This is a genomic window from Coriobacteriia bacterium (genome assembly GCA_013334745.1).
Lineage (GTDB): Bacteria > Actinomycetota > Coriobacteriia > Anaerosomatales > JAAXUF01 > JAAXWY01.
The window spans coordinates 1-14,550 of sequence record JAAXWY010000054.1 but is presented as its reverse complement, the minus strand read 5'-3'; the positions used below and the strand labels follow the sequence as shown (position 1 = coordinate 14,550).

General features: G+C 63.4%; 2 protein-coding genes. Both read right to left on the bottom strand.

All coding sequences use genetic code 11. The features are described from left to right. Positions 1-9,514 (bottom strand): cadherin-like domain-containing protein (locus tag HGB10_10805; protein NTU72288.1); only part of this gene is annotated, 9,514 nt, incomplete at its 3' end. 350 nt (positions 9,515-9,864) lie between these two features. Then, on the bottom strand, positions 9,865-14,268 hold the full coding sequence (locus HGB10_10800) for a leucine-rich repeat protein (protein ID NTU72287.1): 4,404 nt from the start codon (positions 14,266-14,268) through the stop codon (positions 9,865-9,867). Positions 14,269-14,550: the final 282 nt, after the last annotated feature.

Here is a 14,550-nt window from a genome sequence, read left to right as displayed (position 1 = left end):
GGTCGACCAGCGGCGTCAGGTCGTCTGAGAGCACCAGTCGCTCGCCGACGTGGTTGCGCACGACCTGCGCGTCCACGATCTTCTTGACGTGCTGGTAGTACTGCTCGAGGCCTTCAGCGAGCACACCGTCGGCTGCACGCGTGAACCTGATGTGGTGATAGCCGTTGAGCACGCGCATCGTGTAGTGGCCGTTGGCGTCGGTGAAGACGCTTGCCTCCCACGCATCCGTGCTGGCGTCAAAGGCGGTCACCACGATGTGGTTCAGCCCGATACCACCGGCCGTGATCGTGCCTTCGATGGTCTCGAGAGTGCGCGAGACCAGCAGGGTCACCACGGCGGGCTCGGTACGATCCTCGCCACCGTCGCTACCGCGATACACGAACGAGTCGGCACCTGTGTAGTTGGCGTCGGGCACGTAGGTGAAGGAGCCGTCGGCCTCGAGAGTGACGTCACCGTGGGACGCACCGCTGACAAGCTCAGCACTGGCCACGTTGACGTCGTTGGCGAGCACGCCTGAAGCGGCGATCGTGTTGGTCTCGTTAGCTGAGACGGTGAAGGTATCGGGATGCGCCGCAAACTCACGGAACGTCGCGGTGTAGGTCGCGTTCTCAGTCACGTTGGCGTCGGTGCGGTTCGATGACGTGCCGGTGTCGGACCACTCGACGAATCGGTAGCCGGAAGCTGCGACGGCGAGGACCTCGGTGCCGTCGGTGCCGTAGTCGACCGTCTGTGCAGCAGACCCTTCGATCGAGCCGCCTTCGCCGGCCAGGTAGGTCAGCGTGCGGGTATCGGGCGCGAAGTTCGCCGTGATGGTCACGTCAGCCGAGACCGGACCGAACACAAGCGGATTGGTCGTCGTGGTCTCGAAGCCGCCGGTTCCGGTCCAGTCCACGAAGTGATGACCCACCGCGGGATTGGCGGTGACTGTGGTGGTGCTGGAGCCGTACTCGACCAACTGCGAGGTCGTGCCCTCGAGTGAACCGCCTTCGCTGGCGCCGAACTCGACGCGTGCTCCGGAGGATTGGACGGTGACAGTGAAGCGACCGGTCTCGCTCACGTTGCCCGCACGGTCATACGCGACGTACTCGCATGTGAACGTACCCGGGTCGGCTGTGACGAAGTCGATCGTTGCGGTGTCGCCGGCGACGGATGTCCAGTCGGGACCGTCCACGTCGCGCCACTCGATGCGATCGACGCCGGAACCACTGTCAGCGCCCGTGATCGTGGCCTGCTGGTTCGAAGTGTAGGTTTCACCGTCGGTCACGCCGGACATCTCGACGGTAGGAACGGCCGTGTCGATGTTGACCTGCATGGTCGAGGTGGGGCCACCGAACCCAGCGGCGGTGGGACGGATGTGGAAGTAGTAGGTGCCGTCTGCAAGCGGTCCGAACTGAGCAGCGCTGGGCGGCTTGCTGCCAAACATCACGCCAAGCTTGCCCTGCCAACCGAGGTCGGGGTCGTACGCCTCGGTGGTGAAGGCCACGTCGTCACAGCCGTCATCGTTGAAGTCCGCGGCTGTCACGCCCCATCCGAGGGAGGAGACGGCGTGGAACTCCGGATTGCCATAGAAGTAGCCGCTGCCATCGTTGATGAACAGCGAGACGCCCCGGTTGTCGTCATCGGTCGTCACGATATCCAGTGCGCCATCGCCATTCGCGTCGCCCACAGTGATGCCGTAGTTGTAGTACTGCGGCATGTTGTACCAGGTCTCGTTCCAGGAGCCGTCGTTCGTGTTGAGCTTGATCTTGAGACTGCTGTTGCCGCCGCCCGCGATCGCGATGTCCGGCGAGCCGTCGTCGTTGAAGTCGGCGACCTTCACCGAGCCGCCCGAGGGATTGTTGTAGGTGTCCTCGAACGCGAGGGACCAGCCCTCATCGTTCCCGGCCATACAGATGCCGTACTGGGTGTTGACGACAATCTCATCGCTACCGTCGCCGTCCCAGTCGCCTGCAGCGATGGAGCCATACAGCAGGTAGTCACTTGCTCCGTCGTTCGCGTACACCGTCTCGTGAGTGCCGAATCCACCCTCACCGTCGTTGTACAGCACCTGGAAGTAGGCGTAGTTTCCGCCGTCGCTCACGGTTGCCAGGTCAGGTAGGTTGTCGTTGTTGAAGTCACCCACGGTCAACCCGTCCGGAAGGTTGAGGCCGCCGAACTCGACCTGGTCCTGGAACGTGCCGTCACCGTTGCCCAAGAACAGGCCGATCGACCCGCTATCGTAGTTGCTGACAGCGAGATCCGCGTGTGTGTCGCCGTTGAAGTCGGCGCTGACGATCCCTCGCGGTGTGGTACCCGTTGTGGGATGCGTCGCGTGAGTGGCGAACGTGCCGTCACCGTTGTTGAGCTGAATCGTCAGCTGCGCGCTGTTCGCGTCGGCCGTCGCGAGGTCGGGGGATCCGTCCTCGTCGAAGTCCGCCGAGACCACGGTGCGCGGACCGCTACCGGTGGGATAGATCACCGGGTCGGACAGAGTCAAGGCTGCCGGAGACGCCGCATCCCCGCCGAACATCACCGCGACGCCGTTCTCGTCGTCTCCGGCGCACACGTCGTCGTGGCCGTCACCGTTGAAGTCTGCGGTCGCGACGCCATAGCCGAGCAAGTAGGCGTAGAAGTCCTCCCTATCGGCGAAGTCACCCTCGCCGTCTCCAACCCATACCGAGAACGTACCCTCGTCTTCGTTGACGCTGACGATGTCGAGGTGCCCGTCGTCGTTGATGTCGCCGGTGGCCGCCCCGTACTCGCAACACGAGATCTGATCGAGAGTAATCTGGCGCGACTCGAAGAAGTCACCGTCATCCGCAAAGATCACGGACATGTAACCGTCACTCTCATCGGGCAAGACGATGTCGTCGTGACCATCTTCATTGAAGTCGCCTACCGCAACGGAGCCTTCCGGGTAGGCGTCTGTGTAGACGACCGCCTGGTTCGAGAAGGAGACATCGCCGGGCTCGTATATCTCGGCGTACGCGATGGTCGCGCTGTTATAGGTCGCATAGACGACGTCAAGATCACCGTCACGGTCCAGGTCTGAGAGCTTGATTCCGCCCTCACCGGACTCGTCGGTACCCCAGTACTCACCGTCCGGGAAGGCGCCTGTGCCATCACCGAACTCGATCTTGAACTCGCTGTTCGAGAACGAGGAGACGGCGAGGTCAATGTTGCCGTCCTGGTCGATGTCGCCTGCGGCGATCTCCCACGGCTCAGCCACGGTCTCGAACGTGTTCAGCATCGTGAAGTCGCCTGCACCGTCACCTGTGAGGATCGAGATGGTGTAGTCGTCGTAGTTCGCCACGGCGATGTCGACATGACCGTCGCCCGTGAAGTCCGCGATCGCGATGCCACTGGGCTCGCTACCGACATCCAAGGTGCTGGAGCCGCCGTCGAACCCGCCCGTACCATCGTTGAAACGTATCGTGATGCATGCGTCCCAGCGATCAGACGTCACCATGTCCGGGTGGCCGTCCTCGTTTAGGTCGCCGGTCGCGACGTACTCGCTGTCGTACTCGGTGTCATACGAACGCCAGCTGTTGAGCAACCCGGCGCCCACCGTTGGCTTGATCTCGTCTGTGAGGTCGGGAACCGTGTTCGGATCCTGATCGAGCAGGTAGGAGTAGCCCACGGTGTTGAGCTTCGTCCAATCGAAGCCCGCAGTATCGTTGTTGTACCAGGCCTCGGGATCGGGATGTGTGGGCGAATTGAGCCCTTCCACACCGCCAACCAGCGTGAACGACAGTGAGCCATCGACCGTATTGCCTGCGAGGTCTTCGGCATGCCAGGACAACGAGTACGTGCCGGGTTCAGTGGGCATCGTAATCGTCGGTTCGGTATCCGGATCGTGGTGTGTGCTGTCGAACGGATCGATCTGGTACCACGCCGAGCCGGGAAGGACGCCAGACGCTGCGTCAGTCACGCTGACCGTAGCAGTGGGTGTCGATCCTGCGATGTACGCGCCGTCGTCGGCGATGCCGCTGACGGTGAACTGTGGTGCGTTGGTGTCGATGCGGAACTCGAGCGAGGCCGTGTCGCCCGTGGTTCCGTCCGTACCCACTGAGCGGGTGTGCAGGAACCACACGCCGTCGTCGTACCAGTTGTTGTCAGGCGTGTAGCTTCCGTAGCCGCGTATGACCTTCGCGCCCTCAAGCGAGTCCACTGTGACGAAGTCGGTCAAGCCGTCTTCGTTCGTGTCGCCAGTGGCGATCTTGCTGAGGTCTCCGCCGAAGTAGTACGTCGACAGACCTGCGAAGTAGGCGTTTCCGTATCCCGGAGTCACGGAGCAGCGACCCATTCCGGCCTCCATGACGATGAGATCGAGCGTGCCGTCGCCATTGAAGTCGGTGAGTGCGAGACTACCTGGGGTCGCGAAACCATACGACGTGTCAGTGTTGTAGCCGCCGTTCCCAGCGCTGAACAGTCGCTGAACGGCGCCTCCTGCGGTGTCCACACTGGCGACATCCGTGTAGCCGTCGCCGTTCATGTCTCCGGTGGCCAGACCAAATGACTCGGCGTTGATATACATGTTGTCGATGTAGGAGAAGTCGCCGTTCCCGTCGCCGTAGCCGAAGGTGAGATACGGCTCACCCATGCGGGACGCGACGAGGTCGATGTTGCCGTCCCTATTGAAGTCACCGAGGCCGAGCTCGCCGTACTTGGCGGTATTCCACGGGAAGAGCCTGGCCGCGTCGAACGTGCCATCGGCGTTTCCGAGAAGGACTCCGACTCCCATGCCGGAATAGTCATACCCTCCGTGAGTGATCGCGAGGTCGTTCACAGCATCCCCGTTGAAGTCCGCAGCCACTATCTTCTGCGGATACTCGCCGCCAGTCGCATAGCTGACCGGGTCGGCGAGCGTGCCGTCACCGTTGTTGAGGAGAACCAGCGCTTGGCCGATCTTGAAGTTGTCGGCCACTGCGATGTCGTTGGCGCCATCCCCGTTGAAGTCCTCGATGACGAGGCCGTTGGGGCCGTCGTCGGCCGGCTGTGTCTTCTCGGGCATCGCGTACACCACGGACTCGCCGAAGGTGCCGTCGCCGGCGCCGATCTGCACGGTGAGACAGTTGTTGTACGCGTCGACCGCAACGAGATCCAGCAGGCTGTCGCCGTCGATGTCGCCGAGCTTGAGCTCGCGTGACGATGTCGAACCGCCAGCAGTCATCGCCGGTTGGAACGTCGCCCACGTCATACCGGCGGTCGTGCCGGCAGCGTCAGCGGTTGCGGAAGCGTCCACATTGAACGCGGTGCCGGGTGCCCCCACGCCGTTCGTCCATGAGAACGTCGGGTACGAGTTGGAGTACCACGTTGCGGGATCGGGGTGGCTACCCGACGCGAGGTCGGTTATCGCCGCTCCGATCGTGAAGCGCATCTCCGAACTCGAGGCATTACCGGACAGGTCCTTCGCCTTGAAGATGTAGCGGTAGTAACCGGCATCGGTCGGAACCGGGATCGAGAACTCCTCGGTTTCGGGCACGGTCCAGGTGGAGTCGGTCGAGCGCTTCCACTTCAGGGACTGTACGCCGCTGCCGAAGTCATGCATCGCCACATCGAGCTGCGTGACCTCCCCGGGCTGGTAGAGCGCGCCGTTGGTCGCGCCCGTCACTGCGACGTTCGGGGCGTTCGCGTCGATGCGGACCTCACGCGTGACGACGTCACTCGCGGTGCCGTCCGCACCAAGCGCGCGCAGGTGGAAGTAGTACAGCCCATCCGACAGGTCTGAGTACTTGACCGGGAGGTCGCGCTTGAGGATCTCCACACCGTTGGCCGATGCGTACGCGAGGTCGTCGAGCTGGTCTCCGTCGAGGTCGGCGATCGCGATTCGCGTGGTGCCGCCTGAAGAGATGATGCCGTACGCATCGCTGGCGTTCAGGGTACCGGCGTCGTTGATCCAGAGCTGCACTCGCATGTTCACCTGATCGACCACGATCAGGTCGGGCCAACCGTCGGCGTTGAGGTCATCTGTCGCAAGCGAGTTTGCTCCACCGCCGATGAGTGTCGGGGTGCCGAGATTGCCGTCACCGTCGCCGACGAGTAGATGCATCGTGCTGTAGCCGCTGGAGCCGGCAACCACGTCGAGGTTGCCGTCACCGGTGAAGTCCGCGACGGTTATGACCTCCGGACGCTGCCCGGCCTCGAACGCGAGCGACGCATTCGGTCCTCCGACGACCGGGTAGGTGCCGTCGCCCTCGTTCAGCAACACGCTCACGGTGTTGTCATCGATGTTGGCGGTGACGATGTCGAGCGAACCGTCGTTGTTCATGTCGACGAGCTTCGGGGACACCGAGCTGAACCGCGTCCAGTACGTAACTGCCGCTTGGAAGGTGCCATCCGCCACGCCGTCGGTCTCGTTGCCGATGAACACGGCGACGTTGCGGTCCCAGTACTGACTGTTCGCGACAACCAGGTCGAGCACGCCGTCGTCATTGACGTCACCGGTCACGATGCCAGAGGCATACGCGCCGTTGGTGGCATAGTCGGTGCCGGCGAAAGTGCCGTCTTGCTGGTTGAGCAACACACTGACACGGCCATTCCAGTCGTTCTGGCTGATCGCCAGGTCGTCCCAGCCGTCAGCGTTGAAGTCGCCCACGGCGACCTTCTCGGCGTAGTAGCCGCTGTCGGGATTCGGAGTCTGGATGGTGACGGGCGCCTGATACGTTCCGTCACCGTTGCCGTACGCGATATCCACGCTACAGGGTCGGTCGTATCGGGTCGAGGCCAAGTCGCGCGTGCCGTCATGGTTGAAGTCGCCCACGGCGACATCGCTGTAAGCGATGCCCTCAGAAACCGCTCTGGGTCCCAAGAAGTCCACGTTCATGCCGTCGGCAACCGTGTCCAGATCGGGTTGCTCGGCCACCTGGTCGAGCAGCCACGAGTAACCTGAAGCGGTCTCCATCGGCGCCCACAGGAAGCCGGGCGCGTTGTTCTTGTACCACGTCGACTCGACCGGGTGCGTGGGAGAGCTCAGACCCGTGACGGCGCCAAGGACGCCGACTCGGAACGAGCCCTCACTCTCGTTGCCGGCTTCGTCGACCGCACGGAACTCGTAGTGATGCCAGCCCGTGGTCGCAGGGATGTCGATGGTCGCCTCGTAGCCGGTCGCAGTCGTCCATTCGGACGCGCCGACAACGCGGTAGTACAGGCCTGCAACGCCTGAGAAGGTGCCGTCTGCCGTGAGAACAGCATCCGGCACCGCGCTGGCTTCGTAGGTCGCCCCGTCAGTCACACCCGAGATGCTCACGTTTGGGTCGGATGTATCGATGCGAATCAAGCGGCTGGCCGTGGGCCCCGCTGCGGACTCGGGAGTCGAGACCGCGCGAGCGCGCAGGTAGTAGCCACCATCGGCGAGCGGGCCGAGACGCACTGAGAGACTCGGGTAGTACGCCTCGACGGCGGTACCGCACGCGAGGATCTCGTCGACGCCGTCATTGTTCAGGTCGGCCACGTCGCCCAGATACGAGAAGTAGTGGGAGGCGCCGTAACTCGTGCTTGTCTCTTCGAACGATCCATCGCCCTGCCCGTACAGCGTGCGCAAGAGTGTGAAGTTGCTGTCGGCGATGACGACGTCGTCTTTCCCGTCCTTGTTGACGTCTGAGACGAGCAGCTGGCGCGCGGCGCCGAATGTGAACGGAAGCTGGACGGGATCCGCGAGATACCCGCCGCCGGTTCCCAGCAGGAGCGAGACGCGTCCAGTCGGGTAGTTGGCGCCGTTGCCGACGACAACGTCGAGAATGCCGTCGGAGTTGAAGTCGCCGGTGTCAGCGCGTCCGATGTCTGCGCCGATCGGGAAGTACGGAACGGCTGCAGAGTTCTCGTAGTCGGGGAAGGTGCCGTCCCCCTCATTGACGAGCACGCTCAGTCGTTCCTTCTCGGTCTCGGCGGTCTCGTTGTAGGCAGATGTGATGATGTCGAGGGCGTCGTCGGCGTTGACATCGGCAAGCTTCAGGAACCACGTGTCGCCTGACGTCCAGTACATGGCCGGAGCCGCGAACGTGCCGTCGCCGACACCGTCGGCCCCGTTACCGATCAGAACGGCGACGTTCTTCGACCAGGGGTAGCTGGCGCCTGCGACGATGTCGACGATGCCGTCATCGTTCATGTCGCCGCACTCGACATCCTGGATGTAGGTGACGGACGGGATCAGCAGGTCGATACCCGCGCCGAACGTTCCATCACCGTTGTTCATCAGGATGGAGACGCGTCCTGTGGGGTCGCTCATCGCAGCAACGAGGTCCGCGAACCCGTCGCCGTTGAAATCGGCCGTTGCGACCGAGCTGACACCGTAGTAAGACGTGGGCGTCGGATAGCGCGTGGCACTCGCCGTGTAGCCATCGGTCGCCTCGTCGTAGAGGGCGACATGGACATACTGCTGATAGCCGTACCCGTAGTACTCCGCGGTGGCCAGGTCGAGGTGACCGTCACCGTTGAAGTCGGCGGCGACGGTGTCGTGCGGATTCACCGCGTCGTCGTTCAGGAGACGCTGCGTGCCCATGTCGACACTGAGCGACTCGATGGTGCTGTCGATGGGGTCGATCTCGTAGGTGGACTCAAGCTGCCACGAGTAGCCCGTCGCGAACGGCGAAATCGGCCACGAGAGGACCGGGTTGGAGTTCGCGTAGTAGTTGTTCGCCACGGGATGCGTCGACGACTCGACCGCGGGTGCCGCGAGCTCGAACATGGTGATGGTGAAGCGCCCGCCTGTGACATGACCGTTGTTGTCGGTGGCGGTGTAGAGGTAGGTGTATACGCCGGGGGTGATCGGGAGATCGATGCTCGCCGTGTCGGCGTTCACCGTCGTGGTCGTCTCGTCGGTCGACAGACGATAGTCGATCGCCGAGATGCCCGAGTTGTCACTCGCGGTGAGCTGGGCCTGGTGGCCGACCCCCACGAGGTAGCGTCCGTCACGCTTGACGCCCGAAAGCTCGACTGTGGGGTAGGTCGTGTCGAGGGCGAAGTTGGCGACGACATTCACATCGCCATACACCGAGAAATCGGTGCGCGGGTTGTCGGTGAGGGAGTCGGACCAGTCGACGAAGTAGTAGCCGAAGCTGGGGACTGCGAGGACCTCGCCGCCGTCCATGCCCTCATCGACGTACTGAGGGCTGTCGCCGAGAATCGAGCCGTTGTCGCCTGCCGAATAGGTAAGCGTGTAGGTTGGCGGAGGTTCTTCGCCCTCGGGTTCGAAGCTTGCGGAGAAGCTGAGGTTGGCAGTGACGTTAGTGTCGAGTCGGGAGGCCTCCAGATGGCCGTCCGACCAACTGACGAAGAGATAGCCGGGGTCCGGCACAGCGATGACCTCGGAGGCAGAGCCAGCCTCGTAGACGAGCTGATGCGCCTCGCCCGATATCGACCCGCCCATGTCTGCGGTGTAGTCGACGGAGTACTGCGGGGGTTCCGCAAATGCTGGCGTCACACACAGCACGATGGCGAGCACGACGGCGACCAGTACCGCCATTCGCCCGAGACGGAGCGCTCCCCGCCCTCGCGTGCCAGAGCCGAGCATCTCCCACAGCCGACGTGTTCCCATCGTCCCGCTCCTCCCGGATGCGGTCCCGCGCGTCGGCCTGGCGAACGTGCTCGTCCGGGCCGGCACCCAGAACCATCTGCAAGCGCCTCGTAACCCGCTCGTGTACACCGCAGGCAGGCGGCGCGACGAGTCTGAGGCGTGAATCCCCTTGGATGCTTCATGTCCGAAATCGCCGAGAAACAAGCAAATTGCGCTCGGCGAACGGATAAGCGGCCTATTCAAGCCGCTTAACGGTATAGCCCGTGTGCGGTATCAAGAGGGGCGGCGACCAGCGGTAGCGAGCCAGAGACGAACGAGGCCCCGCCGCTGTGCGGCGAGGCCTCGATGCAGGCGCGGCCCGGCAGCCGCGCTTACGGGGTGATCGTTCCGGACAGGTCGGTTGTGACGGTCAGCGCAGCACCAGAGCCGAGTTCGAGGATGGCCGCGTTGCTGATCCTGTTCTGGTGGTCGTAGTACTGCGTCAGGCCCGAAGGCGTCATGCCCGTGAAGCGAAGGTGATAGTCGCCAGCGGGAAGCGCGAGCGTGTAGGCACCCAAGGCGTTGGTGAACACGCCCCGCACGTAGGCGTGGGTCGCGGCGTTGAAGGCTGTGACCACGATGCGGTTCATCGGCACCTCGGAGTTGGTGACCGTGCCTGAGATGGTCTGCGTCGTGAGGGGAGCTTCAGGCGCCAGATCGGAGGACACGGTCAGCGTACCGCCGGTCGTGAGCGTCAGGACACTCGCCCCGGTGATCGGCACGGCGTGGTCGAAGTACTGCGTCATGCTTGCGGGTGACGTGACGCCGAAGCGCACATGGTACGTGCCCGCGGGGATGCCGGTGATGGAGTAGCCACCGGCCGCGTTGGTGAACACGCCCTTCACGTCCCGGTGGGTCGTGGCGTCATACGCCGTGACCACGATGTGATCGAGCGGCGTCCCCGAAGCCGTGACCGTACCGGTGATGCTCGCGGTCGGGTTGACCAGCGGCGTCAGGTCGTCTGAGAGCACCAGTCGCTCGCCGATGTGGTTGCGCACGACCTGCGCGTCCACGATCTTCTTGACGTGCTGGTAGTACTGCTCGAGGCCCTCTGCGAGCACGCCGTCGGCTGCACGCGTGAACCTGATGTGGTGGTAGCCGTTGAGCACGCGCATCGTGTAGTGGCCGTTGGCGTCGGTGAAGACGCTTGCCTCCCACAGGTCGGTCGTCGCGTCGAAGGCTGTGACCACGATGTGGTTCAGCCCGTTGCCACCGGCCGTGATCGTTCCTTCGATGGTCTCGAGGGTGCGCGGGGCGACGAGAAGAGTGACCGTCACCGGTGATGTCCACTCACTGCCATCCGTAGCACGGTAGGTGAATGTGTCGGCACCAGCGTAGTTCGTATCCGGCGTGTAGACGAAGCCACCATCGGCTGTAAGCGTCACGTGGCCGTGGCCAGCGTCAGCGACGATCTCGACACTCGTGACGGCCGAGTCGTTTGCCAGCACGCCCGGTGCCGTCACGGTGGTGACCTCGTTGGCCTGCGCGGCGAAGGTATCCGGGTTCGATGCGAGGTCGAGCGCGAAGGATGCGATGTAGGTCGCATCCGCTGTCACGTTGGTGTCGATGCGCGGGTTCGCCGTCGACTCATCGGACCACTTGAGAAACTTGAAGCCGGGCGACGGCGAGGCGGTCACCTCGATGCCGGACAGTCCATCTTCTACCGCCTGAGTCGCGGAACCCTCGATTGAGCCACCCGCGCCCGACACATAGTTGACCGTGAACGTGGCGAAGCCGGTGGGATAGCTACCGTAAGCCGGATTGCCCGTTGGCACCCACGGACCCGGAACAGGCGGACCGAACCCCGTCGCATTCGGCCGGATCGTCACGACGAAGCGCGGGGCTGACCTCTCGAAGATGTTGCGGCCAACGGATGCCGGCGCATTCCCGAGGAAGTAGGCGGAAGTGAGCTTGGGACAGTAGGAGAAGGTCTCGCCCTCAAGATTGGTGACCGACGCCGGTATTGTCACGCTCTCGAGGTTCGCACAGTTCGAGAACGCGTAGGCGACCACGTGGGTCACCCCGGAGGGCAGCGTCACGCTCTTGAGGTTGTCGCATGACTGGCACATGCCATTGCTTGCTGTCTGAACTCCAGCGGGTAGCGTCAGGCTCTTGAGCCCTGAACCCGAGAAAGCAAAGTTGCCGACGCCTGTCAGTCCGGACGGTAGATCGATGCTCTCCATCCCCGTGCACGAGGCAAACGCCGCCCAGCCGATGTACGTGACACTCGGCGGGAGTGTGACGGTCTTGAGGCCCGAGCAGCCCATGAACGCAGCGCCTGGGATCGACGTAACCGATGGGGGCACCGTCACCGTGGTCAGCCCGGTGCAGTAGTCGAAGCAGTACCAACCCAGACTGTTCACCGTCGCGGGAATCTCGACGTGAGTGAGCCCGGTGCAGTTGCCGAACGCTGTGTCACCAATCGACTTGAGACCCGGCGGTAGCGGAGCGATCGTGAGACTGCTGCAACTCTCGAAGATGCCGTTGCTGAGCGACTCCCAATCTGCGGGAACCGTGATGCTCGTCATGGACGAGCATCCTGCGAACGCGTACTGCCCGACTCCGTGAACACCCGATGGTATTTCGAACCGCTCAAGACTCGAGCAAAGCTGGAAAGCGAACGCCTCAATCTGCGTTAGGCCCGCGGGAACATCGATCCTCGTTAGGCCGGAGCAGCCGTAGAACGCCTGCTCCCCAATCCGAGACACGCTCGAGGGGATCGTGATGGTCGTCAGACTCGAGCAGTTCTGGAACGTCCCTCTGGGGATGCCTGCCCAGTCGGCGGGCATCGTCACGCTCGTCAGCGCGGAGCATTCGGCGAGCGCCCATGGCCCAACCGCGGCGTCCGGAATGGTGAACTCCATACTCTCCAGCGAGGTGCACCCGCGAAACGCCTCGTACTCCAGCGTCACGAGATTCGCGGGCAGATCGAAGGCGACCAGTGACGTGCACCCGTAGAAGGCCTGGGCCCCGATGTAGCGAACGGTGTCGGGCAGGGTCGCTCGGATAAGCTCCGTGTGATTAGCGAACGTCCCGGTCGCGACGGACACCACAGGACAGTCCTCAAACATGCTTGGAGCCACAGTCGAGGTGCCCGTACCCGAGTATCCGTAGATATACGCCTCTCCACCGCTGATGTAGTAGCTGTAGTCGGGGGCGAACTGGGCCTCGTAATCCGCCGAGTTCCACACGTTGGTGTCGACGCGGACGGGATCGGTGCTGTAGTTGTCGATGTTGTTGCGGTCGATCCACTGCACGAAGTGGTAGCCGCTATCCCCAACGGCCGTCACAGTCGTGGCGCTTGAGCCGAGCGGAAACTCCTGGGTCGTCGAACCCTCGATCGAGCCGCCTTCGGCGGCCGAATACGTGAGAATGCACGTGTCGAGCGCGAAGTGCGCGGTGTAGGTGGCGTCCTGCGTGACGCCGACAACCGTCAGCGGGTTGTCTGTGGTCGAGGCGAAGCCGCCGGTGCCGGTCCAATAGGCTAGATGGTAGTAGGCGGGCGCGAAGGCGTAGACCTCTCCCGCGCTCGCGCCCTCGTCGACCATCTGCGCATCGCTTGAGAGCCACGCATCGGGGGTGCCATCCGTGACGAAGGCGAGCCTGAACTGCGGCAACGATGTCTCAAAGAAGCTCACGTTGTTGCCCGTGTAGTTAGGCGTATAGACGTAGCGCGTGGTCTCGTTGACCGCGATCGCCGACGGCATGCCGCCAACGGCCACGGACTCTAGTATCTCGTCGGTGGCCGCATGCAACACGACAACCTTGTCCTTGTACTGACACGGTACGTAGACCCTGCCCAACGCCTCGTTGATGCCGATTGCGTACGGGTTCGACCCAGAACCGGTGTCGACCTGTTTGGTGGTGTAGCCTCCGGCCACGTCGATGACGGTGACGTTTCCCGAGGTCTGGTTCGCGACGTAGACCTTGCCGGTCTTCTCGTCCGCGGCAACCGCTTGGGAGGTCGAACCGGCAGTGACGCCACGGGTGCGGACGTTGGTTGCGCCGTCGATGACGCTGATGCCACCGCCATCGCACGCGTAGACCTCGCCGGTCGTCTGGTTCACGTCAACGGCACGAGGGCTCGAACCGACCGATACCGATGCGGTCGCGAACCCAGACGCGGCGTCTATCACCGTGACGGTGTTGCTGTCCTGGTCGGTCGTGTAGACCTTACCGGTGCTGGCATTCAGGGCGATCGCATTCGGAAAGCGCCCCACGGCGACGGTCGTCGTGACCAGACTGGTCTCGGCGTCGATGACGGTCACATTGTGTCCGCGGAAACTGGCGACGTATGCGCGTCCCGCAAGCTCATCGACGACAACGTCCATCGGACCCGTGCCGACCGTGATCGTGGTGGTGATGCCCGTCGTCAAGTCGATGGCCGAGACGGTCGTACCGTAGTAGAAGTCCCCGAGGTTTGCGACGAAGAGCTTGTTGCGCACAGAGTCCACCGCCAGCGAATAGGGATTCGTGCCGACGGGGTAGGAGCCCACGACCTCGCCGGTTGCCCCGTCGATGGCGCTCACATCCCCGCTGCCATAGTTGCTGGCGTAGACCATGTTGGTAATGGGGTTCAGCGCGATCTTGAGGGGCTGGGTGCCTACAGCCACGCTGGTGACGCTTCCGGCGCTCGCCACGCCCGGAAGACACGCCACCAGGACGAGCGCCAAGGCAACCGCCAGCTTGATACGCAGCGAATGTACTCGTGACAGCTTCAGGCAGGAATCGAACATGATCAGGGCCCCCTCGATCGCTGTGGATGCCGCTCTCGGCCGGTTCGGAGCGGGCCCCCAGACCCGATTCGCACCATGCACCAAAATGGTGTCTGCCCCAGCGCTGCGGCTTCCAAACACGCAGGTCAGGGTGTTGTTCGCGTCCGCTGACACAGCGAGGCCCCGCCGCTGTGCGGCGAGGCCTCGGGTGTTGGCGCAGCGCGACCGATGGTCGTGCAGGGTCGAAAGCAGCCAGGCGTCGTGCGTCCCTACTCGAACGAGGCGATGACCTCGATCTCGACG